Source organism: Thermostichus sp. MS-CIW-26, assembly GCF_054059115.1.
In genome coordinates, this window is sequence record NZ_JBSSBV010000038.1 from 1 (window position 1) to 24,769 (window position 24,769).

The following is a 24,769-nucleotide window of genomic DNA, read 5'->3' on the forward strand; positions in this document are numbered from 1 at the left end:
ATCTCTACGGCACTCCCGGCCAGTCTCGCTTTAACTTTATGTGGGATATTTTGATTAAGCGTGCCCACGGCTATGTTCTTCTGGTGCCTGCGCACTTGCCGGGCCAGTTTCGCAATGCCCAAGCCATTCAATCTTTTATGAAGGCCAGGACGAGCGCCCCCTACGTGATTGGGATCACCCACGTCGATCAACCCAATGCCTGGGATCCAGAAGACATTTTGTTAATTTTGGGGAATCAGGACGGTTCAGTTCCGCACACCACTTTGAATGCCCAGGAGCCGGCTTCTGTTGCCAACACGTTGCTTCTGTTGGTTGAGCAAATGATGCCCCAGGTGGTTGTTTGAACAGATTTTCAGGTATCCGCCGGTCTAGAACTTCAGCAACATTGGCCCTAGCCAAGACAGGCGTATCTTTTGCGTGACAGGGATCCCCCTCGTGCAGCTGGAAAACGCTGCGAAGGGTAAGGTGGGACTTCGTGGAGATTGGCCGGATAATAAAATGTCCTGAGTGCTCTTTCCCATCAGCTATTGAACCAAGGGGATCCCTGCTGTGTTGCTGCTCGATTGCTCTCCCCTGACCCTTTCCCCAGAGGAAGCGCGGGAGAAACTGCTATATCTCCTGGCCCAACTGGCTTACCGAGAAGGCTCCTTTACCCTCACTTCTGGACAGAAGAGCCCCCACTACATCAACTGCAAGCCGGTTACCCTTCACCCCCAAGGAGCTTATTGGGTGGGATCCCTGCTACACCGGCTGTTGCCTCCCGAAACCGAAGCAGTGGCTGGGATGACGCTGGGAGCGGATCCCTTGGTGACGGCGGTGAGTTTGGCCTCCCTGAGGGCTGAGCCTGCCAACCTAGCCGCCCTAATCGTGCGCAAAGAGCCCAAGGGGCACGGCACGCAAGCCTGGATCGAGGGGCCGGAGTTGCCGGCGGGCAGCCGGGTTTGGATCTTGGAAGATGTCGTCACCACCGGCGGCTCGGCCCTCAAAGCTGTAGAGCGGGTGCGGGCAGCCGGCTATCGGGCGGAAGGGATCCTCGCTTTGGTGGATCGGCTGGAAGGGGCAGAAGATCGCTGCCGCGAAGCAGGGATCCCCTTGCGTCGCCTGTTCACCCTTGAAGAAGTGCGGGCTTGTCGTCAAGCCTCAGCCTCTGAAAGAAAGTTGGAAGAAAGTGCTCCACGCTGCTGACGCCAACGAAGGGCTAACTGTCCTGGAATGACTTGGAGAGGGAATCATGCTGCCACCTGCCTACTCAGCTCTACCCAGCCGAAATCTGCCGAGCCTACCGCATCGGGCGCGGGTGGCTGTGTACGTGGTGATGAACATCGAGCACTTCACTTTTGGCAAGCTGGGCACGGCCATTCAACCCCACCTCACCAGCTCCCCTGAGATCGCCAACTATGGCTGGCGGGACTATGGCAATCGGGTGGGCATTTGGCGCTTGTTTGAACTGTTCGCGGAGCTGGGGATCCCGGTGACTGCCGCCTTGAATGCAGAAATGGTGGAGCTTTACCCCCCCATCATCGAAGGGATCCTCCAATACGGCTGGTCGGTGCTGGCCCACGGCTGGAACAACTCCACCGGCCACAGCGGCCTGGCCCGCGAAGCCGAACAAGAGCTGATCGAGCGCAGCTTGTCCCTTTTGGAGAAGGTGTCAGGATCCCGTCCCTGGGGCTGGCTGACACCGGGGTTTTCCGTTAGCGAGAATACTTTTGACCTGCTCAAGGCTGCCGGGATCCGCTACACCACCGACTGGGTAAACGACGACCAACCCTACTGGTTCCCAACTGCCGCCGGCCCCCTCTTGGGGATCCCTTACACCCTGGAGGCCAACGACATCAGCCTCTGTCTCAGCGCCCGCCTGTCGGCAGAAGCCTTTGCCCAGGCCCTCATCGACCAGTTTGATCAACTCTGGCAGGATGGGGAACGCTCCCCCCGCATCATGGCCATCGGCCTGCACCCCTTTATTGTCGGGCAGCCTCTGCGGATGGGATCCCTAAAAAAAGCCTTGCAGCACATCCAATCTCGCCCTCATACTTGGCTCACCACCGGGGATGGCCTCTATGACTGGTATGCCCAAGCCTGCCCTGCGCCTGAGATGGCCTGACAGGATCCCAGTTCCGGATCCCTGGCCAGGGCGGAAAAGGGGGTCTTTTGGCTTTGTGCCGATTTTGTCTTGTCTGGAGCTGTTCATCGTGGCTCTGGAAGTGACAGCATAGGCGGTGAAGCCACCTTCAGCAAAAGGGCTTGGCCATGCGCATGGGCAGACTCAGCGGGATCCTCTTGCACCCCACCTCGCTACCGGGGCCATTTGGCATCGGCGACCTGGGGCCGGCTGCTTACCGGTTTGTGGATTTTCTGGTGGAGAGCGGCCAGCGCCTCTGGCAGGTGCTGCCTCTGGGACCTACCGGCTGGGGCAACTCCCCCTACATGAGCTTTTCCTCCATAGCCGGCAACCCGCTGCTCATCAGCCCGGAGCTGTTGGTAAAAGCCGGCTGGCTAGAGCCCGACAGTTGGCAGGACCTGCCCCAATGGCCAACGATCCAAGCCGGATCCGCCGAGCGGGTGGACTACGAAACCGTGATCCCCTTCAAGCTGGGCCTGTTGCACCGCGCCTGGGCTACCTTCAAAGAAAAAGCTTCCGGCCCCGATTGGGAAGCTTTCCAAGCCTATTGCGCTGCCGAGGCCGACTGGCTGCCGGACTATGCCCTGTTCATGGCCCTCAAGGATGTGTACGGCGAGCAAGAGTGGAACCAATGGGATCCGGCCTTGGTGCGACGGGATCCGCCGGCCCTGCAAGAGGCTCGCGATCGCTATGCCGATGCCATTACCGAGCAGATGTTTTGGCAGTATCTGTTTGCCCAGCAGTGGGGATCCTTGAGGGAGTATGCTCATCGGCATCAAGTGCGGCTCATTGGGGATGTGCCCATCTACGTTGCCCCCAACAGTGCCGACGTGTGGGCCAACCGGGAGCTGTTTCACCTGGATGAACGGGGACAGCCCTTGCAGGTAGCCGGTGTGCCGCCCGACTATTTCAGCCCTACTGGGCAACGCTGGGGTAACCCCCTCTACAACTGGGAGGTGCTCAAGGCTCGCGGCTACGACTGGTGGATCCGGCGCATCCAGGCCATCCTCAAGCAGGTGGACTGTGTGCGCATCGACCACTTTCGCGGCTTCGAGAGCTACTGGGCCATTCCAGGCGATGCAGAAACGGCTGTGGAAGGGGAGTGGCAAAAAGGGCCGGGGGCAGATTTCTTTCAGACCCTGGCCGACAAGTTGGGGGAAATCCCGGTGATTGCCGAAGATCTGGGAGACATTACGCCGGAGGTGTTGCAACTGCGGGATCAATTTGGCTTGCCCGGCATGAAGGTGTTGCTCTTTGCCTTCGGCTCTGGGCCCGATAACCCCTATTTGCCCCATGCCTATGAGCGCAACTTTGTCGTTTACACCGGCACCCACGACAACAACACGGTGGTGGGTTGGTTTCATGACCCGGATCGCTCGGAGTGGGAAAAACAAAACCTGCTGCGCTATTTGGGCTGCCAGGGATCCGGGGGCATCCATTGGGATCTGATCCGCTTGGCCCTTTCTTCCGTAGCCGACCTGGCCATCATTCCCCTGCAGGATGTGATGGGGCTGGGGGCAGAGGCGCGCATGAACTTCCCCGGCACCACCGAGAACAACTGGGCCTGGCGCTACCGCGAAGAGATGCTGCGGCAGGACATGATCCAGCGGCTGGCCGAGATGAGCGTGACCTATGGGCGCATCTCTCCTCAAGAGTTGGAGCAACGGCGAGCAGCCCTAGCCCAAGAACGGGCGGCAGGATCTTCTCAAGCTGCCCCCAGCCTCGTCTAATGCTGGATCCCGCCCATCAGCAGCCCTAGCTGCTCTTCGGTGGCCTCTTCAGGCGTGAGTTCTCCCACCAGGTGGCCCTCATGGATCACCAAAATGCGATCCGACAAGCTGATCACCTCATTCAAATCCGCCGATACCAGCAGCACCCCCATGCCCTGATCCCGCGCCTGCAGGATGCGCCGATGAATGGCCTCGATGGCCCCCACATCCACCCCCCGCGTCGGTTGGGCAGCCACCAGCACCTTGGATCCACAGGAAAGCTCCCGCCCCACAACGATCTTCTGGGCATTGCCGCCAGAATAGCGGCGGGCCGTCAACACGGCCGTCGGCTGGCTTTTCTTTAGAAAGGGACATTCAGGCCCTTTCTTGAGCTCCCCGGCATCTGGGATCCTCAAGTTCTGAAAACTCCACTGCCCTCCATTGCCGCAACCGGCTAGTTGAGCGCCTGCACCTGATCCAGGAAGTCTGCCACCGTCAGGGATCCCAGCTCCTGTCCATGGCGCTGGCGCACGCTCACCGTTCCTGCCGCCTGTTCCTGTTCCCCCACGATCAGCATGAAGGGGATCCGGGCCTTCTCGGCATTGCGGATTTTCTTCGGCAAACGATCGCTGTCGGCATCGATGTGGACGCGGATCCCCTGCTCTCGCAGCTGATCCCGCACCTGGGTGGCGTAGCCCAGATACTGATCGGAAACGGGCAAAATGCGCACCTGTTCCGGGGCCAGCCAGAAGGGAAAATCCCCAGCGTATTCTTCGATGAGGATCCCAATCAGCCGCTCCAGCGAGCCAAAGGGAGCGCGGTGGATCATCACCGGGCGTTGCCGGGATCCGTCCTCAGCTACGTATTGCAGATCAAAGCGCTGTGGGTTTTGGTAATCCACCTGCACCGTGCCCAGTTGCCACTCCCGATCCAGGGCGTCGCGGAAAATAAAATCCAGCTTTGGCCCATAGAAGGCTGCTTCGCCGATCCCTTCAAAATGGGGCATCGAGAGCTTCTCTACAGCGCGACGGATGGCATTCTCGGCCCTGTCCCAGTCCTCAGGGGATCCCAGATATTTGTCCGACTTGGGATCGCGGAAGCTGAGGCGGGCGCGAAAATCTCTGAGTTTAAGCTTGTCGAAGACCACCAAAATGAGATCGACAACCTTAAGAAACTCCTCCTCCAGCTGATCGGGCCGGACAAACAGGTGGGCATCGTCCACCGTAAAGCCACGCACTCGTGTCAGACCTCCCAATTCCCCCGATTGCTCATAGCGATAGACGGTGCCGAATTCGGCATATCGTAGGGGCAAATCGCGGTAGGATCGCAGCTCGGATTTGTAGATTTGGATGTGAAAAGGACAGTTCATCGGCTTCATGACAAAGCCCTGTTCGGCTGCGCGATCCTGCTCATTCTCCGCCATCATGGGGAACATATCTTCCCGGTACTTTTGCCAGTGGCCGGAGATCTTGAACAAGTCCACACGGGCAATATGAGGGGTAACCACCGGCAGATAGCCCCGCTTGAGCTGCTCCTGCTTGAGAAAATCCTCTAGCACCCAGCGCAGAGTAGTTCCTTTGGGGGTCCAAAGGGGCAGGCCCGGCCCCACTTCATCGGCAAATATAAATAGGCCCAGCTCCTTGCCCAGCTTACGGTGATCCCGCCGCTTGGCCTCTTCCAGCCGCCGCTTGTATTCCTTGAGCTCCTCCGGCGTCTCCCAGGCGGTGCCGTAGATGCGCTGGAGCTGCGGCTTGGTCTCGTCCCCCCGCCAATAGGCGCCGGCCACGCTGAGCAGGTCAAAAGCTTTGGGGTTGATCTCCTTCGTGTTTTCCACGTGGGGACCGGCACAGAGATCCCACCATTCATTCCCCAAGTGGTAAATGCTGATGACCTCCCCTTCGGGAATGCTGTCTAAGATCTCCAGCTTGTAGGGTTCTCCGAGGGCTTCGATGCGGCGCCTGGCCTCTTCACGGCTCACCTCCTCGCGGATCACCGGCAGGCCCTTTTTGATGATTGCCTGCATCTCTTTTTTGATGCGATCCAGATCTTCCGGCGTGAAGGGCTCGGGATGGTCAAAATCGTAGTAGAAGCCGTAGTCGGTTGTGGGGCCGATGGTCACCTGGGCCTTGGGAAACAGCTTTTGCACCGCCATAGCCAGGACATGGGAAGTGGTGTGGCGGATGCGCTCCAGTTTGGGAGACTCGTGAGTGCGCAGCAGTTTGAGGGTGCTGTTGGCCTTCTGAGGTGATTCGGCTGGCTGAGACATCGGAACCTACTTTGAAACAAACAAATCAAATACTGTGTCCCTATCTTAGGCTGGGGCGAGAGCGGCAGGGATCCCCAGCTAATCAATTCCCCTGTTTGCCGAGTCAACCGCGAACCTCACCTCACGACTCGGCCCGGAACAAGGGGGGAAAGTACACAGTATCCTAAAGGGGTTGACCCCCTTACCCGAGCCATGATCTCTTCGCCCACCAACTTCACGGAACGCTCTGTCACCTCTGCTTCCCCAGTTTCCGAAACCAGCCCGGCTTCTCGTTCTGAATCTTGGGCGGCCCCCGTTCTGGCGGCCATCGATGTGGGCAGCAACTCTCTCCACATGGTGGTGGTGCGCATCAATCCCCGTATCCCTAGCTTCACCATCATCTCCCGCGAAAAAGCCACCGTCCGGCTGGGGGAGTTTTGCAGCCAGACGGGCGCCCTCACGCCTGCAGCTATGGAACGGGCCCGGACGGCTCTGGAGCGGTTTTGCCGCATTGCTGAGAGCTTTCAGGTGCAGGATATTGTTGCCGTGGCTACCAGTGCTGTGCGCGAGGCCCCCAATGGGCTGGAGTTTTTGAAGCGGATTGAACGGGAGCTGGGCCTGCGGGTGGAGTTGATCTCGGGGCAGGAAGAGGCCCGCCGCATCTACCTGGGGGTGCTCTCGGCGATGGAGTTCCACAACCGGCTGCACGCGGTGGTGGATATTGGTGGCGGCTCCACCGAGCTGATTTTGGGCAATGGCCAAGAGCCGGAGTTTCTGCGCAGCGTCAAGGTAGGGGCAGTGCGTCTGACCCAGGCTTTTTTGCACCACGACCCGCCCACTTCTGCCGAACTGCAAGCCCTGCGCCAGCACATCCGCGGCATGCTGGAATCCCCCATCGAGCAGATGAAGCGGATCCTTGCCTCTTCACAACAACAGGGATCCCTGCCTTTGGTGGGCACCTCTGGCACCGTCGAGTGCCTGGCCCAGTTGGATGCCCGCCGTCGGTTGGGCGCTCTCCCCCATCGCCTGCAGGGGTATGAGTTCAGCCTGGAAGCCCTGCGCGGCTACATCAAAGAGCTGCGCTCCCTCACGGTGGCCGAACGGCAAAAGCTGCCCGGCCTGGGGGAAAGGCGGGGGGAGATCATCCTAGCCGGGGCGGTCATCTTGGAAGAAGTGATGACCCTGCTGGGGGTGGAGCGGATCCAGTTTTGCGAACGGGCTCTGCGGGAAGGGCTGATCGTGGATTGGATGATCGGCCAAGGGCTGATTGAGGATCGGCTGCGCTACCACAGCTCGGTGCGGCGGCGCAGTGTGCTCAAGCTGGCGGAAAAATACCAGGTGGAGATCCCCTATGCCGAGCGGGTGGCCGAGTTTGCCCTCAGCCTTTTCGATCAAACCCGCGGCATCCTGCATGGCTGGGGATCCCGGGAGCGGGCTCTTCTCTGGGCGGCGGCCATGCTGCACAACTGCGGCCACTTCATCAGCCATGCCGCCCACCACAAGCACTCCTACTACCTGATCCGCCATGGAGAACTCTTGGGCTTCAACGAAGAAGAGGTGGAGGTGATCGCCAACTTGGCCCGCTACCACCGCAAGTCGCCCCCCAAGAAGAAGCACGAGAACTTCCAGCGCCTCAGCGACGAGCGGGATCGCCAAGTGGTGCTGGAACTGAGCCCCCTGCTGCGCATAGCCTGTGCTTTGGATCGCCGCCGCCTGCAGGCCATTCAAGCCCTGCACTGCCGTTTTCAGCTCCTGGGAGAAGGCCCCCGCCGCATGGAGTTGATTTTGGATCCCAGGCATCCCAAGGACGACTGTGCCCTAGAGTTGTGGAGCTTAAACGAGAAGAAAAAAGTCTTCGAGCAACAGTTCAACCTGCAGGTAATCCCCAAGCTCTCTACCCAGATCCAGCGCAGCGCCGATCCCTTTGAGGCAGCAGTTTAGCCTTCTCGGGGATCCTAGCTAAGGGGCGATGGTAATGGGCGAGGGGCTGGTTTGGGTGGTCTTTTGGCCCCCTCTTTGCAAAATCACCTCGATGATGCCGTTGTTGACCGGCTGCATGTTGAAGGGCAACTGCTGCTGGGTTTCGTATAGGCCCGGCGCCACCTCCCGCATTTCGACTTCCGGCGTTACCCCAACAATCCGAAAAGCAGCCCGCCCCCCCGGATCCCCTCGCATGGTGACTTTGAGAATTTCTCCCATGCGCAGATTGGTGCTGTTGGTGGTGACACTGAAAATCTGGGGCAGTCCCGTGGCGACGGGTGCGGAAACCGGCTGAATGGTGGAGCGGGTTCCTCTGGAGCCATCGATGGAAAAAGGAAAAATCTCCCGATGTTCCTGGCTGAGGCCGTCCTTGGTGAGCACAATCCTCAAGGTGGGATTGTTGGCCTGGTGGGTGGGGGCTACCACGTAGGTGCCTTCGTAGTGGTTGGGTCGTACCTCCCGCATCGGCTGGTTCAGGGCCAGATTCCCCAGATCAAACTGGGCGATCCCTCCAGATTCCCCCCAAATGGCAATGGTGAGAATGTCCCCTTCCACCAAGTCGCGCTGGGGATCCAAGCGAATGGCCTCAATGCGCGGATAGCGATTGCCGGCTGCAGTCAAAGGGGCAGGGGACGGCTGCGGCAGAGGAGCCGGGGGCGGAAACACCGACTCGACCGGCGGGGGAGCGACATTGCCCAAGGCCAGTTGAGGTAGCCGCCGTTGAACGCGGGTACTGACGCCATTGAGGGTCAACTGAATACTGATGTCGGGGCCAAAGACGGCATCCTGAGGACCAAGGCTATAAACTGCGCGGTAGTAGCCGGGCTGCACCTCCTGCATCGGCAGACCCTGAACCACGCCGCCGATATCAACCGTAGCCCTGCCGTTGGGAGTGGCCTGCGCTTCAATGGTCAAGGTTCCCCCTGCAGGAACACTTCCTCCCTCGGGAGTGATCCGCGTTTGGAAGATTTCGGGTTGGACAGTCTCGGCCACCCGGGCTGGGGAGGGACGCAACTGGGCCACAGGGGGTGGCAAGGGCGGAAGCTGACCGCGATATACCAGGGCCTGATGCAACAACACTGCCCCTTCTGCTCGCCTCAGCACCCGATTGGGCTGAAGACGGGCCGGATCCGGCACATTCACCAGCAGCCCCGCTTCGCCTGCCATGGCCACAAAAGCCCGCCCTACCTCCGGCACATCAGCCGCATCGGTGTACAGAGCCATCCAGCGCTCAATATCGGCCTGGGTGGGAGCAGGCAATTGCAGAGCCCGCACCAAAATGGCCAGGGCTTCCAGGTGGGTGATATCCCCTTGCGGGCGAAACTCGTTGCCCTCGTATAGGCGCATGGCCCCCGCCTGCAGCACGGCTTGGGCAGTCCAATAGTCGGGGGTGTTGGGCTCCAGGTCGCGAATCTCCTGCACCTGGTTGGGATTGGGGATGTAGCCGAAAAACTCCGTCAGCCACTGGGCCAATTCCAGACGGGTCAGGGTGGCTGACAGGGGTTCTTGGGTGATCACCACATCTGTCTGACGTTCCAGAGCCGCCACGTAGGGGTCGGTCCAGGCCAGCGAGGCTTGCTGCTCCACCCCTTGGGACCAAGCCGGCAAGCTGACACCCGACCAGCCCAGCGTCCAACACAAGCTCAGAGCTAGGGGCCACGAGCACCGCATAGCTGTCACTCCTGTTCCAACAACATCCCCTCAGGGCCAGCTTATCTCAAACTTCCGCCCCATCCTCAAGCCCTCGATACCCGTTGGGATTGCGCCCTTTGGCAGTGAGATTCTGAAAACTCGGGTGAGGAGGTTGGTCACAGGAACCCCATAGGAGATTTTACTTATCCAAGACAAGATTGAGATCCGGCTTGGCAGCAAAGGGGCTAAGCGAATGTCTTGCAACTTGTAGTTGTGCATCCAAATCCTTATCATTGTGTTATAGACTCAGAAAGTTCAGAAAGCACTTTTGCCCCTACCCTAGGGAGGAGTTTCATGGCTGGCAGCACCGGAGAGCGACCTTTTGTCGATATCATTACCAGTGTCCGCTACTGGGTTATTCACGCCCTGACCATTCCCGCTTTGTTTTTGGCAGGCTGGCTTTTTGTGAGCACTGGCCTGGCCTATGATATTTTTGGCACCCCGCGCCCCAATGAGTATTTCACGGCAGAGCGCCAGGAGTTGCCGATCGTTAGCGATCGCTTCAATGCTCTGGAGGAGCTGGAGAGGCTGACTCGCTAGGAGTGCCCGTGGGTAAGTGGACTATTCGTTGTTGCAATTTGTAAGTTGATTGAGCTTTTTGCGTAGGGTGATATCTATGGCCACTAAATCTGATGAACCCGTTTTTTACCCTGTTTTTACCGTCCGTTGGCTGGCGGTACATACCTTGGCGATCCCAACTGTTTTCTTCTTGGGAGCCATTGCTGCAATGCAGTTTATTCAACGGTGAACCCAATGGCTGATCAACCCGAAAGGAATCCCAACTCCCAACCTGTCGAGCTAAACCGCACTTCCCTTTACTTGGGTTTGCTGCTGGTGTTTGTGGTTGGGCTGTTGTTCTCCAGCTATTTTCTCAACTGAGGCCAGGATCCCACTCTGCTCTTCTTAGAGTTGAAAGGGGCTGGCAAGGGATACAGTTGGCTTTTGGCCAGCTTTTGTTCCCTTATTACCGAAAATGTAATTGCTGCTAGTTCCGTCTTTAGTTCTTTTGGAGACCAGTTGCTATGACCAGTCAAGCAAGGATCCCTTTGTGGATAGTGGCTGTGGTTGCCGGTTTGGGTGTGATCACGGTAGTTGGGCTCTTTTTCTATGGCTCCTATGCGGGCCTAGGCTCTAGTCTGTAGGTTTGAGGTTTTCGGTCTGGTAGTAGCCCGCAATAGGTAGGGGTACAAAGCCGCATGGTTTTTATGGCCTAGCTGAATTCAGTTAGGCCTTTCGATGCTGTTGTATCTACCACTTTTTCCGGGGCTACCCATCACGTTGAAATCCTTTTTGGTGACCAATGCAGGGGAGTCTGTTCCAGTTCCCCAGTATTATCGCCAAGCACAAAAGCGGTTACAGAGATTACAGCGGTCATTATCCCGCAAGAAGCAAGGGTCAAACCGCCGTAAGAAAGCCTTAAGGCGAGTGGCGAAGGCCCATCTCAAAGTAGCCAATCAGCGCAAGGATTTCCACTACAAGACAGCCAACTGGTTGTTAGGGTGAGTGTTGAGAGGATGTCACAAGAGCTATCTCTGTGTTAAGCGAGCATGAACTTTTTTAACGATCCGGGTGGTGGTTGCCGAGAGGGTAACTTAGGCCCCGTAGAATGAATCGCAAAATTCCAGGCAGGACATTCGGACATGGATTACATTCGCACCTTTAACGACGATCCCTGCGAGGGGCATCTTTCGACGCCCATCAGCGATTCTCCTGTCACCCGTCTGTTTATCAACAATCTCCCCATCAACCGTCCTGGCTTATCGCCGCTGTTGCGGGGGCTGGAAATTGGGCTGGCCCATGGCTATTTCTTGGTAGGGCCAGAAATTGTGCTGGGGCCGCTGCGGGATTACCCTGAGGCAGCTAACTTAGGCGGGCTGGTTACGGCGATGGCGATTGTGCTGCTGGGAACCGCCTGCATGTCGGCCTATGGCAGCGTTACCTTCGGAAACAAGCCGGAAACACCGGGGGCCGCTCCTCTGGCTACAGCTCGGGGTTGGGGGGATCTGACGGCAGGATTTTTCTTGGGAGGTATGGGTGGAGTGTTTGCTGCCTATTTCCTGCTGGAGAACTTTGCCGGGATCGACGCCATCTTTCGAGGGTTGGTGAATTAGTTGTCAAGTTTGTCACATCACTTGAGAGGAGCAAAATCATGACCGGTTCTTACGCTGCTGCTTATCTTCCTTGGATTTTTATCCCCATTGTTGGTTGGCTGCTTCCTGCAGTGGGCATGGCAGTGCTTTTTTTGTACATTGAGCGGGACTAGTCCCGGAGTGCTTTGATACTCACTAGTGCTGATTAATTTCAATTATTTCAGGCTAGAGATCAACCCCAGATATTGAGGCAGGGATCCCTTTTTTAGGGATCCCTCTCTTTTGGTCAGGATGATTTCCATCCGCGCTACCAGAGTCCCGAAAGGCGAAGGCTGTCCCCTCACCTCTTTTTTTTAGGAAGGGAGCATTTCCAAAGGAGTTTAGATTGGAGCAGGATCCGGCGAGCTGATCCCAAGCCAACAAGGGGAAGGGCAGCTTCCGCAACACCCTTGCAACTTCAACGAGAAGGAGGAGTCGATGGCCAGCCTTAACTTTCCAACCCTGCGTATTGGGGATCCCATTCAAGAGGGCAGTTTCCAGGTTTTCCCTCTCTTTTCTTAGGGGGAGCAGGAAGTTGCCTATCGCCTTCCAGATCTGCAAACCAAGGAAGCAACCATCACCGAGGTGAGCGAGGCCGGAGCAGTACCTCACCTGGTTGTGGAAAACCACAGTGAGTTCCTATTGCTGCTGGGAGTACCGAGCAGAGTCCCAGCGGGGCGACCAAGGCTCAGCTCTGTTCCATGACGGGAAGGTGGTTTATCTCTCGGCAGTCTCTCGGCGGTAGTGCCAGGCTTCTCACCTAAGCTGGTTCCCCCTTTGGGGGATCCCTAGAAATTGGAAGAAAAAGTAAAGAAATTGGAAAGAAAAAACATCCTGAGTTAGCTCGGTCACCGCCTGTTTGGCTTCCTGGCGGCCTCGGCAATACCGCTCTAACCGCTCGCTAACGGAGATGGGATCCCCGACGGTCACGTGAACCCCCCGCCAGCCTAGGCGAGGGCGGGCTGGGTAGGATTCCCCTCGAAGGCGGGCCAGCACATCAAATAGAATGAGGGCAGTTTCTGCCAGCTGCTCAAAAGAGGGTTTGCTCAGCAAATACTCTTCCTGGACGGCTACACAGCTTTCCACCAAGCGCATGTGCTGCAGGTAGAGCGTTGCCTGGTGGGCTTTCCAGTCGAGCAACCCCCGCTGCAGGGGAGACAGGGATCCAGGATGCCGCAATTCTTCTCGGTAAATCTGGATCCAGGCGACTTCTTCAATGCGGCGGCAGCGGCTGTTCCAATCCCCCTGGGGAGATAGGCCAAAGTAGGTCTCTGCGGTTTCCAGGGCTCTGTGGAGCAGCCGCTCCAGGCGAGCGTTAAAGTGGCCAGGGGCTAGCCTCTGCTCTATCCGTTGTTCTTCTTCATCTCTCCCAGAGATGAAGGAAGCATGACTCTAGTCAATAATAAGCTCAACTAATAATATGTTCAGTACGGATTACTACCAGTTGATCTTTCTGTTTACTTTCGAGTCTGCCAACATGGTAGCCAAAGCAAAGCAGAAAATTGGTAGTAAGACGACACGGAAACTGCGCTTTGGGTATTCTACTCAAAGCTTTGCGGGATACCGCCATTCTGTTTGGACTCCGTCCCGCTAACGCGAATGGAAACAAACAGAATGCTATCGCTGCATAGTTGAACAGTGATGTTCAGCAGTGTTCAGCGTAAATGTATCAGGTAGGTCGTAGAAAGCTTCCAGTTGTCCCAGGAGATGCTGGGCTAGGCGGCAGATCCGCTGGGTGTAGCGAAGGTTGGGGCTCCTGGAGGATCTTGGCTCTGGCTTCGGAGGCGTCAACCCACTCAGGTGCTCAAGGCGCGCCAGCAGGCGCTCCAGCTTCGTCCAGGAGGGATCCGTGTAGTAGTACCGAATGCCAATGGGCAGCAAAATGACGGTCTCTGAGCGACCAGCTTTGGCCAGGTCCTCGGCGCACCAAAAGCACAGCTGAGCCATTCCCGGTTCCAGGGGATTGATCCGTTCGCTGTGGCCGTTGGTGGCTCCTTCTGGGGCGATTGCAAAGGGAAATTGCCCATCCAGGAGCAGTTGCCGGGCCGCCTTTAGCGCCACCCGATCCACCCTCCGACCGCGGCGTATAGGGATCCCGCCCAGGCGAGACAACAGCCACCCCAGCCATTCCCCTCCCCAGAGGGGCATGCCCCGGTCGTAGAGAAAATGGGCGTGAAGGGGTTCTCGAAGGCGGATCCCTTGTCGACGGGCGGCTTCGGGCACCAGGCGAGATAGAACGTACAGGCCCACCAGCGGGTCATCTACCTCCACATGTCGGAAAGCCAGGACTAGGCGAATTTGACCCTCCTGGAACTGGTGGTAGAGCCGCGCCAAGATCTCCGCCCCTGTGGCCTCGATTTTGGCAATGCCGGAAGGAAGCCAGCGCCGCACCCTCACCCGCAAGAGCAGGGGCAGGATCCCGTGGACGAGCCGTAGCACCCAGGCGCTATAGGCGGGCGGAATAAAGTCGAGGGGAGGACGGGCAAAATGGGGCGGTGGTGACAAGAGCAAGATTTGTTCCCAAGGTAGCTCAAGAGAAGAAGTGTGGTTAAACGCAAATCAGATTCATATCCCATCGCTCAGATTATTCATCAAGTCGCTACAGAGATCACTGGATATGCAGCCATTCTTAATCAATAATCAATATCAACAATATCAATGATTGAGATCCTTCCCCTGAGACCCCACGCCGTCGGCGCAACCGCTCTCTACTCTCCTCAAGCCCCCGACCCCTCTCTCACAGGGGGAGATGAGAGTTGGGAATCGTGGCCATGTCGTGCCCTTTACATTGCTTTCTTTGTCTTCCGTTGCAGTGAAGACGCTCTCTTCTCTCTACTTTCGTCTCTTAACTCAAGGTGGCTACAGGCTGGGCCTCTGCCAAGAGCGCCTGAGTTTGCAGGTCGGTGATGGTGACCAACAAGCGCCGCGAGCTATCAATGGCAAATTCGACGCGAAGGCGATCCTCTCCCACGCGGCCAGGGGGCTGCAAACGGGCCAGACAAATTGGTGATGACTCCGTCGAAGTAGCGCGAACGGTTGGGGATCCGAGAGGAGCCAGGAACCGGAAGTCGGTTTGCCGGGTGAGTTGACGGCTGCTCATGCGCCCCAGCTCGTCGTAAACCACCTCCGATTGGACTACCTGGGCCACTTCTCCCACCTCTAGGCGAATCTCCGTTTGTCCGTCGTTGGCCACTTGCAGGATCAAGGGCTCAGCCCGTCGGCAGGGATAGGGGCTGCCCTGCTCGAAGAGAGGGTAGTAGATGTAGCTTTTCTGCAAGGGATCCCAGAGGCGGAGGGCATAGCTGTGGTGCAGGCGATCCTCCAGCTTCACCTGGCGGCCCACCTGCAGGGCGCCCAGGGCCACAGCATCGAAGGGGCGTTCGCAGCGCACTTTCTTTTTGCCGAAGTAGGAGCGCAGCAGCTCTTGAACTGCTGGCAGTTGGGAGCTGCCTCCTACCAAGAGCACCTGCTCAATTTGGTTCTTGCCCAATCCCCTCGCCTGGGCGGTGAGGAGAACGTCGTCTAGGCACTGGCGGATTTGATCCAAAAGCTGACGAGCTTCCAGGATCTCTTCCAGCTCCTGCCGGCTTAACTTCAACTCATGGGCAGTGAGGGCTTCGTCGTCAAACCAACTGCCCACCGCTTCCATCTGAGTGGAAAGGGCGATCTTGAGCTGTTCCGCCTGCTCCAGGAGGTTGAGCCAGCCCAGAGCTCCAATTTGCTGTCGGCTTAGCCCCAGTTGCTGCAGTAGGTAGTCGGCAATCCAAATGTCGATGTCCACCCCGCCCACATAGGCATCGGCCTTGGCGATCACCTCCGCTTTGAGGACAGGGCTACCCGCTTGGGGAGCGAGGGTGCGCACCAAGCTGAGATCCAAGGTACCGCCGCCGAAATCCACCACCAGCACTAGGGATCCCGGCTGGCCAACCGCATAGCCCAGGGCTGCTGCCGTGGCTTCATCGACAATTTGAACGGGATCCCAGCCACAGGCACTGGCCACTCCCCGCAGCCAATTCAAGTAGCGCTCGAAGGATCCCACGGGGGCTGTGAACACCACCCGGTCTGGCTGCAGGCCCTCTTTCTGAACCGCTTCCATGACCGTCTGCAAAAAAGCTTGGGCCACCCTCTCGGCGTCGTAGCGCTCTCCATCTAGAACTCGCGGCGGAGGGACAAACTCCGCCACCAAGTCCCGCTTAAACCCCTGAAACAGCCGTTGCGGATCCACTGCCCCCCACCGACCGGCGCGCACGGTTTCCCCCACCAGGAGCTGGCCTTTTCCCTTCACGTAGACCAAGCTGGGAATAGCCGAGTGGTCTGGGCGAGAGAGGCCGGGAAGAGTGAGGAGACGGGGCACTGCTTGGGCGGGATCCCAAACTGCCACCACCGTGTTGCTGGTGCCAAAATCAATGGCTAGGGTCGCTTTGGGGGCAGGTGCCATCAGCTCAATCCTCCAGGCAGGGAACGGCTGACTTTGGCTGGGCAGAGGATGTGGTCACCGCGGCGGTAGCCGACAAAGCGAATGTAAACGGGATCCCCCTTTTGAATATCCAGCTGATCCGGTTGATGCAGTTGCGGATCGAAGGGGACGGATTCAAGGGGGCTGCCAATGGACTCATACCCCCAGTGCTGCAGCAGAGCATCCAGGGATCGAAACAAGGCAATCACGTTTTGGGCCGGCCAATCGGGCTTGCGCTGGGCAATCTGGCGGACGGTGGGGTAGCTGGTCAGCAACGGCTGCAGCAGAGAGAAGAGGACTTCTGATGAATCGGTGGCTCCCATTTTGTCATTCCCGTTGAGGCGCAGTAGGGATCCCAAATCCCACTGCAGAGCGGCAGCCAACTTTTGCAGTTGCTCCAGGCGCAGGGATCCCCACTTCCCCTGGCGCACCTGATCAAGGGCGCGGCGGCTGATCCCGGCCTGGGCCTGTAAAGCCCGCCAAGAAGACAGGCCAACAACCCGCATGCGTTCCTGCAGCCAACTATCCAGCGGTCTCTCGGCCATTGGGTTTTGCCAGGGATCCCTACGATCATGCCCCAACTTGGGTCTAGCTCAGGGATCGGCAAGGCGCAGGGAACGGGCTATAGCTTCCACATCTCGGTCATAGCGCTCGCGCCGGCTGGCCGGGTACACGAACTCAAAGCCAGCTTGCAGCGAAGGGCGGACAACTGTTTTGAGATAGAAAATCCGCTGGCCAAAGGGCTCCGCACCGCTGACACGAACGGGCTCGTAGCCGGAGACCACAAAGAAATCCCGGCCAACAGCTTGGTAAGTAACCTGGCGCTGGTTTTCCCGGCTGCGGCGAAGTTCTTCCTGCAGGGCGCTGGCGGGCGTTGCTTGAAAAATGTTGTACCCACCCCAAACGCGCAGCTCAGCCCCGTCTTGACCGAGGAACACTTGGCCGTCGCCATTGTCGGATTCCCCTTGCGGGATAAAGTCTGCCGGGTAGTCGATGCGGTAGCCGAAACGGGCATTGAGATAGGGCCGGAAACCGGCTTGGGCAACGGGAAGGGCGGGGGCGGGAGCAATGACGGGGATCCCCGCTCCTAGGATCAGTCCGGCAAGCAGACAAGCTAGGCGAGCAGCAGACTTCATGGTTTTGATTGCTCTAATCTGTAGCTATCCTAAGCTCTCTCACCTCCAGCCCCTCTCCTAGGGGGACAGAATTTGGTTTGTCCAAGCTCTTTCCCAAAAGACAAAGGGAATAGGAATCCAAGTTTCACTGCCGTTGAGAATGGGTCGGTTGCGCCGCTTGTATCTGGGTGCCACTTGAAATAGTAGGTATAGCATCTTTTTCGAGAGTTTGAAATAAAATACCGATTTTTGGGCCACTATTTTGTTTTGTCGACCAAGTTTAAGTTTGCCGATCAACATCAGGGTTTTGGCCGGAGCGCAGCCGTTCAATTTCTTCTCTTGCCCGCTGGATAGCGCCGCAGTTGTCTACTGCTGCCCAGGTGGAGGCCAGAAACAGTCCGGGTAGGGAAACCTCTCCCTCGTCGTCGCTAAACAACACGCCAAGGAAGAAACACCAGCCCAGAAAAACCATCAAAGCTTTCCACCGCCGCGTGTAGAGGTAGGCTCCGAAGGCAAGCAGAATAGACAGAAGGATCACCATCCCCTCGGACTTTTGAGAAAGGGCATAGGTGCGCCGCACCTCTTCATCTCTGCGCTTTTGATCTTCTTGCTGGAGCAACTCTTGCAGATGCTTGTCCATAAGGCCGCCTCAAAATCGGACGGCCTTATCTTAAAAATCCTGGGAAGACCCTTGTTCAAAACAACTTTTCGGGATCCCACGGCAGAAGAAGAGAGGCGAGACTGGTCATCGCCCCTTCCTTCTGTAGAATGGGAAAGCCTCTCTCTAGTTGCAGGCTGCAAGGCCCGGACGGATTTTGCCATGACCTCAGCTCCTCTTGCTTCTCCCCCTCGTGTTTTGGATCCCCTTGACCCGCAGGTGCGTCCGGATCCCCAGGGGCGGTTTGGGCCGTTTGGGGGTCGGTTTGTGCCGGAAACCCTGATGAGCGCCCTAACGGAGCTGGAGGAAGCCTTTGAGCATCACTGGCGGGATCCCGACTTTCGCGCCGAGTTTCACAACCTGTTGCGGGATTTTGTTGGGCGGCCCAGCCCCCTCTACTTTGCCCAGCGGCTAACCGAATACTACGGCGGCCCGCAGATCTACCTCAAACGGGAAGATCTCAACCACACCGGCGCCCACAAGATCAACAACGCCGTTGGCCAAGTGCTGCTGGCGGTGCGCATGGGCAAGCGGCGGATCATTGCCGAGACTGGCGCCGGCCAACATGGGGTGGCCACGGCAACCGTGTGCGCCCGCTTTGGCCTAGAATGCGTCATCTACATGGGGGCGCTGGATATGGAGCGGCAGGCCCCCAATGTGCAGCGGATGCGCCTTTTGGGCGCTGAGGTGCGGGGAGTGGAATCGGGCACGCGCACCCTCAAAGACGCCCTCTCCGAGGCCATCCGCGACTGGGTAACCAACGTGGAGACCACCCACTACGTCATCGGCACGGTGGCGGGGCCCCACCCTTACCCGAAGCTGGTGCGGGCCTTTCACGATGTCATTGGCCAGGAGACGCGGCAGCAGTGCCAGGAAAAATGGGGAGGGCTGCCGGATGTGTTGCTGGCCTGTGTGGGGGGTGGATCCAACGCGCTGGGGCTGTTCAACGAGTTTGTCCGGGATCCCCAGGTGCGGCTGATCGGCATCGAAGCCGCCGGAGAAGGGCTGCACACGCCCCGCCACGCTGCCACCCTCAACCGCGGTCGGATTGGAGTCCTGCATGGAGCCATGAGCTACCTACTGCAGGATGAAGAAGGGCAGGTGCAGGAGGCCCACTCCATCAGCGCTGGCTTGGATTATCCTGGCGTGGGGCCAGAGCACAGCTACCTAAAAGAAATCGGGCGGGCCGAGTACTACGCGGTTACTGACGACGAAGCGGTGGAAGCGCTGCTGCTGCTGTCGCGCCTGGAAGGGATCATCCCCGCCCTGGAGACAGCCCACGCTCTGGCCTATCTGAAAACCCTGGCCCCGCAGCAAGGACTCCGTCCCGCTAACGCGATCGGCCCTCAGCAGCGGGTGGTGGTCAACTGTTCTGGGCGCGGCGACAAGGATCTAAACACCGTTTTCAAGTATTTGCAGCAGCGGGGACGTAGCTTTTAGAGTACGGTTGTTGTGACCACCAACGGGATTCTCTTGGGTGTTCACCTGCCGAGTTCACTTCACGGTTCGATTGCTGGGTCTTCAAGGACTCCGTCCCGCTAACGCGATCGGCCTGCTCCTGGCTGCGGGGCTGGGCTTGTGGACGGGATCCCTGCCGCAGCCTTCTGAGACAACTGCCCCTGTTCCTCCGCCGGAGTCCATGGGTGCCTCGCACCGCTTACGGGATCGCACTGGCGGGACGGAGTCCGATTCAGAAGGGATCCCCTCTCCCAGCCGGCGACAACCTCTCCCTGACACCCTGCCGGCGCTGGCGCGTCAGGCCATTGCCTACTACTTCGCCACCGGCCAGGTGCTGCCACCTCCAGAGGAGATCCCGCCCCACTGGCGGCGCTCTGCGGGGGTTTTTGTAACGGTGAGTACAGAGGGTCGGCCCCGCGGCTGCTGGGGCAGCTTGGATCCCAGCGGCGAGGACCTAGTCAGGGCCACCATCCGGGCGGCGGTGGGGGCAGTCACCCGCGATTGGCGCTACGTACCTCTGCAACCCGGGGAGCTGGAGTCGGCCTCCATTCAGGTAGCCATTGTGCGGCGGGTGGTGCCCATTGCGTCGGCGGGACGGAGTCCTTTTGCCGCTGTGGAGCAGGTGGATCCCACCCGCATGGGCCTATTTGTCCGCTCTGGAACCCGGGGAGCGGTGTTGCTGCCGGGAGAGGCTTTGACGACAGAATGGCAGCTTGCTACCGCTAAGAGGTTGGCCGGGATCCCTGCCGACCAGCCGGTGGAGCTGTTTCGCGTGGAGGCAGAGCTGTTGCATGAGTTTTGAGGAGGGGGCAGATCTCAACGCTTCGCACTGTTGTCGTGAGTGGCTGGCAGCCGTGCTGGGCAACACTCACGTGCGCTGGGGTTGGTTTGTGGAGGAGACCCTGGTGAAGGTGGAGCGGTTTCCTGCTCACCAGCCCTTGTCCTGGCCGCAGCAGACAGAGCTGTGGCTGGCTCCTGTGGGCTCTGCCCCCCTGCCGCCAGCATCGCCCTGGGTGCATCAGTTGGAGCTGTCGCAGGTGCCGCTGCGGGATCCCTACCCGGGGCTGGGGCTGGATCGGGCCTTGGCCTTGTGGGCTGCCGGGATCCACTACGGCTGGCCTTGTTTGGTGATCGACGCGGGTACTGCCCTGACCCTCACAGGAGCTGACTCTGAAGGATCCCTGGTGGGGGGGGCGATCTTGCCCGGCCTAGGGCTGCAGGCGCAAGCGTTGGCTGATCACACAGCCCTGCTGCCCAAAGTGCAGTGGGATCCGCAGGATCCCTTGCCCCCTCGCTGGGCCAACGACACCGTGGCTGCCATCCGCAGCGGCATTCTCCACACTCTGCTGGCGGGGTTGCGGGAGTTTATTGCCGACTGGCGTCGCCGCTTTCCCCAAGGCCCTTTGCTGCTGACCGGCGGGGATGGGGAGTGGCTCTACTCCCACCTGCAAAGTTACCGGCAAAACCCCGTTAGCGACAGCGGGACGGAGTCCTTGAGCAGAGAGCAGAGAGGAAAGAGCGGAGAGAAGAGAGCCTCACTCCTCACTCCACTACATTGGGATCCTCACCTGGTGTTGCGGGGGATCGCCTGCTGCCGTCAGTGGCACCGCGCCGCCGGGCAGCCCCCTGTTGCAGAATAGTTGCAAGACAAAGTTGCAAACCCAAAAGTTCGGGATCCCATGGCCAACGGCAACTCCTTCGGCGTCCTGTTTTCGGTTACTACCTACGGCGAGTCCCACGGTGGGGCAGTGGGGGTGGTGGTAGATGGCTGTCCGCCCCGCCTGCCGTTGACCGAGGCCGACATTCAAGCGGAGCTGGATCGGCGTCGCCCTGGCCAGAGCTCCATCACCACGCCGCGCCAGGAAGCCGATCGCTGCGAGATCACTTCGGGAGTCTTCCAGGGCCTCACCCTTGGCACCCCCATCCACATCCTGGTACGCAACCAGGATGCCCGCCCCCAGGATTACAGCGAAATGGCCACCACCTTCCGCCCCTCCCATGCCGATGCCACCTACCAGGCCAAGTACGGCATCCGCAACTGGCAGGGGGGAGGACGGGCCTCAGCGCGAGAGACCATTGGCCGGGTGGCTGCCGGGGCCATTGCCAAGAAGATCCTGCGCCTGGCGGCGGGAGTGGAGATCCTAGCCTATGTGCAGCGGGTAAAAGACGTGGAAGCCCAGGTGGATCCCAGCTCGGTAACTGCAGAGCAGGTGGAGGCCAACATCGTCCGCTGCCCCGATCCCCAAGCGGCGGCGGCCATGATCCAAAAAATTGAGGAGGCGGCGCGGGAAGGGGATTCGCTGGGGGGAGTGGTGGAGTGTGTAGCCCGCCGGGTGCCGCGCGGGCTGGGATCCCCGGTGTTCGACAAGCTGGAGGCCGATTTGGCCAAGGCGGTGATGTCCCTGCCGGCCAGCAAGGGGTTTGAGATTGGCTCGGGGTTTGCCGGCACCTACCTGACGGGCAAGCAGCACAACGACGAGTTTTACATGACCCCCGGCGGCTGGCGCACCCGCAGCAACCGCTCCGGCGGCATCCAGGGGGGCATCAGCAACGGCGAAGACATCGTCCTGCGGGTAGCCTTTAAGCCCACTGCCACCATTCGCCAGCCTCAAAACACCGTCACCCTCAATGGGCAAGAGACGGTTTTGGCGGCGCGGGGACGCCACGATCCCTGTGTCTTGCCGCGGGCAGTGCCGATGGTGGAGGCGATGGTGGCCCTGGTCCTCTGCGACCATCTGCTGCGCCACCACGCCCAGTGCGGATCCCTGGTCTTGCCGGAGGTGCCCCTCCCTGTCGCCGCTGCTCCCCAGGCCTAGGAGTCCCCGGCTATGGCCAAGGCCAAAACCGTCTGGGAGTGCAGCCAGTGCGGCGAGCGCTATGCCAAGTTTTTGGGCCGCTGCGACCATTGCGGCGCCTGGAACACCCTGACGGAAGTGGTCGTCGCCCCAGCGGCCAAGTCCCCACGGGCCCAAGCCCTCGCTCCTAGGTCCAACCGCGCCAATGGGATCCCCCGGTCGGCCCTCCCCCTCTCCCAGGTCTCCTCAGATCGCCACCCTCGCCTCTCCTCCGGCTATGGCGAGTTTGACCGGGTGTTGGGAGGTGGCATTGTGCCGGGATCCCTGGTGTTGATTGGCGGGGATCCGGGCATTGGCAAGAGCACCCTGCTGCTGCAGAGCGCTGCCCACCTGGCCAAGAGCGGGCCCATCTTATACGTGTCGGGGGAAGAATCAGCCCAGCAGATCAAGCTACGCGCCGAGCGGCTGGGGGTGGAAAGCGAGCAGCTCTACCTCTTGGCCGAGACCGACCTGGAGGCCATCGTGGCGGAGATCCAGGCTCTGCAACCGCAGGTGGCGGTGATCGACAGCATTCAAGCCATCTTCTGGGGGCAACTCACCTCGGCGCCGGGATCCGTTTCCCAGGTGCGGGAATGCACCGGCCTGTTAATGCGGCTGGCCAAAAAACTGGGGGTGGCTCTGCTGATTGTAGGCCATGTTACCAAAGACGGATCCCTGGCCGGGCCGAAGGTGCTGGAGCATTTGGTGGACACGGTCTTGTACTTTGAGGGGGATCGCTTCCAAAGCCACCGCCTATTGCGCGCCGTCAAAAACCGCTTTGGGGCAGCCCAGGAAATGGGTGTTTTTGAGATGACCGCCTCTGGCTTGGTGGAGGTGGAGAACCCCTCGCAGCTTTTTTTGAGTAGCCGGGATCAGGCCATGCCCGGAACAGCCACCATCGTTGCCTGCGAGGGCACCCGCCCCTTGGTGGTGGAAGTGCAGGCCCTAGTCAGCCCCACCAGCTACAGCTCCCCCCGCCGCACCTCCACCGGCATTGAAATCAACCGCTTTTTGCAGATCTTGGCTGTGCTGGAAAAACGGGTGGGGATCCCGCTTTCCAAATACGATGCTTACATCGCCTCTGCCGGCGGCATTCAGGTAGCCGAGCCAGCTGCCGACTTGGGGGTAGCAGTGGCCGTGGCCGCCAGCTTCCGGGATCGCCAAGTGGATCCTTTTACAGTCCTGATTGGCGAGGTGGGACTGGGGGGGCAGGTGCGCCCGGTGGCCCAGTTGGAGCAGCGCTTGAAAGAAGCCAGCAAACTGGGGTTTCGCCACGCCATCATCCCCAACAGCCCTGTGTTGTCGGATCACGGCCTGCGCCTGAGTCGGGTGCAGCGGGTGTTGGAAGCCCTGCTGGTGGCTGTGCCCGGTTCCCAGAGCGCAGAGTGAACATCCCCTTGCCTTCCACCCGTCGCCGGCTGCTGGGCTCTGCTGCGCCTATCTCCAAAGGCCAAGCAAGGACTCCGTCCCGCTAACGCGATTGGACTCCGTCCCGCTAACGCGATCGGCATCCGCTGCTTCGGTGGCATGTCCATCATGTTCCCGAAAACTTTTGTTACCCTCGAAAAAGGCTACGCCTGCTGGGCAAACAGCTCAGCAGCCTTAGCTGAGCCCTAGTCCGTAGTTAGCAACACCAGCAACGGATCCCGGTGAGCATGGTTTCTGCACTCTCCAGCCCAGTCCAGCCCTCGATGCCGGAGGCGGCATTTCCTCTGCCACCGGATAAAGGCTACACCCGCTGCGCGAACAGCGACCTGGTCATCGAGGATGATGAGCCCGCGGACAGCATTCTCTCCAAAAAGCTGCAGCGCCTGCTCACCAGCGCTCTCTACGCCTCCTTCCAGCCCAAGGCCGAAGACACGGGGGAGCTGATCCCCTTTTTGGCCACAGCCAATATTGGCCTGTTCTCTGCCCTCAAACTGCCCCCCCTGATGCCCGATGTGATGCTCAGCCTGGAGGTGGCTCCCCCCGCCAGCTTTGAGCGCAAGGAAGATCGCACCTACCTGGTCTGGGAGATGGGTAAGCCGCCGGATGTGGTCATTGAGATTGTCTCCAAGCGCAAAGGGGAAGAGCTGGGCCGCAAACGCAAAGACTATGCCCGCGCCGGCGTCAGCTACTACGCGGTCTACGATCGCACAGCGGGCGTAGCCTCTCCCTTGCGGCAACTAAGGGAACTGCAGGGATCCCCTCTGGCCCTTTTTCAGCGGCGGGGAGGTGAGTTTGTCCCCTTCGCGTCCACATGGCTGGAGGACAAAGGACTCCGTCCCGCTAACGCGAAAGGACTCCGTCCCGCTAACGCGAAAGGACTCCGTCCCGCTAACGCGAAAGGACTCCGTCCCGCTAACGCGAAAGGACTCCGTCCCGCTAACGC

25 protein-coding genes and 2 pseudogenes are annotated in these 24,769 nt (G+C 59.4%); 18 read left to right on the forward strand and 9 right to left on the reverse strand.

What is annotated here, in order from left to right; genetic code table 11:
* From ACVWZU_RS11170 to malQ, 4 genes are all read left to right on the forward strand, one after another.
* Positions 1–344, forward strand: a 344-nt coding sequence (locus ACVWZU_RS11170) for a GTP-binding protein (protein WP_457444927.1), incomplete at its 5' end; no start/stop codon positions are given.
* 205 nt (positions 345–549) lie between these two features.
* Positions 550–1,185: an orotate phosphoribosyltransferase gene (gene pyrE / locus ACVWZU_RS11175; RefSeq protein ID WP_457444929.1), complete on the forward strand. Its 636-nt coding sequence runs from the start codon at positions 550–552 to the stop codon at positions 1,183–1,185.
* Between the two features lie 46 nt (positions 1,186–1,231).
* Positions 1,232–2,104 (forward strand): polysaccharide deacetylase family protein, encoded by an 873-nt coding sequence (locus tag ACVWZU_RS11180; RefSeq protein WP_457444931.1) that lies wholly within the window; start codon positions 1,232–1,234, stop codon positions 2,102–2,104.
* A gap of 146 nt (positions 2,105–2,250) precedes the next feature.
* Positions 2,251–3,852: a 4-alpha-glucanotransferase gene (gene malQ, locus ACVWZU_RS11185; protein ID WP_457444933.1), complete on the forward strand. Its 1,602-nt coding sequence runs from the start codon at positions 2,251–2,253 to the stop codon at positions 3,850–3,852.
* On the opposite strand, the pseudogene ACVWZU_RS11190 reads toward malQ, so the two are convergent.
* Both ACVWZU_RS11190 and thrS read right to left on the reverse strand, forming a co-directional pair.
* Positions 3,849–4,178: pseudogene (locus tag ACVWZU_RS11190) on the reverse strand (heme ABC transporter ATP-binding protein); the annotation flags it as partial. The gene malQ and the pseudogene ACVWZU_RS11190 sit on opposite strands and share 4 nt — an antisense overlap.
* Before the next feature lie 107 nt (positions 4,179–4,285).
* Positions 4,286–6,097 (reverse strand): threonine--tRNA ligase, encoded by a 1,812-nt coding sequence (gene thrS, locus ACVWZU_RS11195; protein ID WP_457444935.1) that lies wholly within the window; start codon positions 6,095–6,097, stop codon positions 4,286–4,288.
* 192 nt (positions 6,098–6,289) lie between these two features.
* Between thrS and ACVWZU_RS11200 the strand changes: the two genes are divergently transcribed.
* Positions 6,290–8,017, forward strand: a complete 1,728-nt coding sequence (locus tag ACVWZU_RS11200) for a Ppx/GppA phosphatase family protein (RefSeq protein WP_457444937.1) — start codon at positions 6,290–6,292, stop codon at positions 8,015–8,017.
* An 18-nt stretch (positions 8,018–8,035) separates the two neighbouring features.
* Here the strand turns inward: ACVWZU_RS11200 and ACVWZU_RS11205 are convergent, their stop codons facing one another.
* Positions 8,036–9,727 carry an S-layer homology domain-containing protein gene (locus ACVWZU_RS11205; RefSeq protein WP_457384332.1) on the reverse strand — a complete coding sequence of 564 codons (1,692 nt, stop codon included), beginning with the start codon at positions 9,725–9,727 and terminating at the stop codon, positions 8,036–8,038.
* A gap of 315 nt (positions 9,728–10,042) precedes the next feature.
* On the opposite strand from ACVWZU_RS11205, the gene psbE reads away from it, so the two are divergent.
* From psbE to ACVWZU_RS11240, 7 genes and pseudogenes are all read left to right on the forward strand, one after another.
* On the forward strand, positions 10,043–10,288 hold the full coding sequence (gene psbE / locus ACVWZU_RS11210) for a cytochrome b559 subunit alpha (protein WP_011433109.1): 246 nt from the start codon (positions 10,043–10,045) through the stop codon (positions 10,286–10,288).
* A gap of 76 nt (positions 10,289–10,364) precedes the next feature.
* The gene (gene psbF / locus ACVWZU_RS11215) at positions 10,365–10,496 is read left to right on the forward strand and encodes a cytochrome b559 subunit beta (protein WP_011433110.1); all 132 of its coding nucleotides are present in this window, start codon (positions 10,365–10,367) and stop codon (positions 10,494–10,496) included.
* Between the two features lie 5 nt (positions 10,497–10,501).
* Positions 10,502–10,627, forward strand: a complete 126-nt coding sequence (locus tag ACVWZU_RS11220) for a photosystem II reaction center protein L (RefSeq protein WP_011433111.1) — start codon at positions 10,502–10,504, stop codon at positions 10,625–10,627.
* 143 nt (positions 10,628–10,770) lie between these two features.
* Positions 10,771–10,890 (forward strand): photosystem II reaction center protein J, encoded by a 120-nt coding sequence (locus ACVWZU_RS11225; protein WP_457444939.1) that lies wholly within the window; start codon positions 10,771–10,773, stop codon positions 10,888–10,890.
* Positions 10,891–11,011: 121 nt separating this feature from the next.
* Positions 11,012–11,245: pseudogene (locus ACVWZU_RS11230) on the forward strand (transposase); the annotation flags it as partial.
* 143 nt (positions 11,246–11,388) lie between these two features.
* Complete coding sequence (locus ACVWZU_RS11235; RefSeq protein WP_011433113.1) at positions 11,389–11,859, forward strand: photosystem I reaction center protein subunit XI; 471 nt, start codon at positions 11,389–11,391, stop codon at positions 11,857–11,859.
* 38 nt (positions 11,860–11,897) lie between these two features.
* Positions 11,898–12,011, forward strand: coding sequence for a photosystem I reaction center subunit VIII (locus ACVWZU_RS11240; protein ID WP_011433114.1), 114 nt, complete (start codon positions 11,898–11,900; stop codon positions 12,009–12,011).
* 622 nt (positions 12,012–12,633) lie between these two features.
* Here the strand turns inward: ACVWZU_RS11240 and ACVWZU_RS11245 are convergent.
* From ACVWZU_RS11245 to ACVWZU_RS11270, 6 genes are all read right to left on the reverse strand, one after another.
* Positions 12,634–13,056, reverse strand: coding sequence for a hypothetical protein (locus tag ACVWZU_RS11245; RefSeq protein WP_457444941.1), 423 nt, complete (start codon positions 13,054–13,056; stop codon positions 12,634–12,636).
* A gap of 438 nt (positions 13,057–13,494) precedes the next feature.
* A complete protein-coding gene (locus tag ACVWZU_RS11250; RefSeq protein ID WP_457444943.1) occupies positions 13,495–14,382 on the reverse strand; it encodes a 1-acyl-sn-glycerol-3-phosphate acyltransferase in 888 nt (295 codons plus the stop codon).
* 340 nt (positions 14,383–14,722) lie between these two features.
* Entirely contained in the window at positions 14,723–16,315 is a 1,593-nt protein-coding gene (locus ACVWZU_RS11255; protein ID WP_457444945.1) for an Hsp70 family protein, read from the reverse strand.
* Entirely contained in the window at positions 16,315–16,878 is a 564-nt protein-coding gene (locus ACVWZU_RS11260) for a helix-turn-helix domain-containing protein (RefSeq protein ID WP_457444946.1), read from the reverse strand. The genes ACVWZU_RS11255 and ACVWZU_RS11260 overlap by 1 nt, the downstream gene beginning before the upstream one ends.
* Positions 16,879–16,926: 48 nt before the next feature.
* The gene (locus ACVWZU_RS11265) at positions 16,927–17,469 is read right to left on the reverse strand and encodes a hypothetical protein (protein WP_414351906.1); all 543 of its coding nucleotides are present in this window, start codon (positions 17,467–17,469) and stop codon (positions 16,927–16,929) included.
* 259 nt (positions 17,470–17,728) lie between these two features.
* A complete protein-coding gene (locus tag ACVWZU_RS11270; RefSeq protein ID WP_414375464.1) occupies positions 17,729–18,088 on the reverse strand; it encodes a hypothetical protein in 360 nt (119 codons plus the stop codon).
* Positions 18,089–18,268: 180 nt separating this feature from the next.
* On the opposite strand from ACVWZU_RS11270, the gene trpB reads away from it, so the two are divergent.
* From trpB to ACVWZU_RS11300, 6 genes are all read left to right on the forward strand, one after another.
* Positions 18,269–19,546 carry a tryptophan synthase subunit beta gene (trpB, locus tag ACVWZU_RS11275; protein ID WP_457444953.1) on the forward strand — a complete coding sequence of 426 codons (1,278 nt, stop codon included), beginning with the start codon at positions 18,269–18,271 and terminating at the stop codon, positions 19,544–19,546.
* Positions 19,547–19,583: 37 nt separating this feature from the next.
* A complete protein-coding gene (locus tag ACVWZU_RS11280; protein WP_414351904.1) occupies positions 19,584–20,366 on the forward strand; it encodes an AMMECR1 domain-containing protein in 783 nt (260 codons plus the stop codon).
* Positions 20,356–21,204, forward strand: a complete 849-nt coding sequence (locus ACVWZU_RS11285) for a pantothenate kinase (RefSeq protein WP_457444948.1) — start codon at positions 20,356–20,358, stop codon at positions 21,202–21,204. The genes ACVWZU_RS11280 and ACVWZU_RS11285 overlap by 11 nt, the downstream gene beginning before the upstream one ends.
* A gap of 39 nt (positions 21,205–21,243) precedes the next feature.
* Entirely contained in the window at positions 21,244–22,380 is a 1,137-nt protein-coding gene (gene aroC / locus ACVWZU_RS11290) for a chorismate synthase (protein ID WP_457444955.1), read from the forward strand.
* Between the two features lie 12 nt (positions 22,381–22,392).
* Positions 22,393–23,787 (forward strand): DNA repair protein RadA, encoded by a 1,395-nt coding sequence (gene radA, locus ACVWZU_RS11295; RefSeq protein WP_011433126.1) that lies wholly within the window; start codon positions 22,393–22,395, stop codon positions 23,785–23,787.
* A gap of 266 nt (positions 23,788–24,053) precedes the next feature.
* Positions 24,054–24,769 (forward strand): Uma2 family endonuclease (locus ACVWZU_RS11300; protein WP_457444951.1); only part of this gene is annotated, 716 nt, incomplete at its 3' end.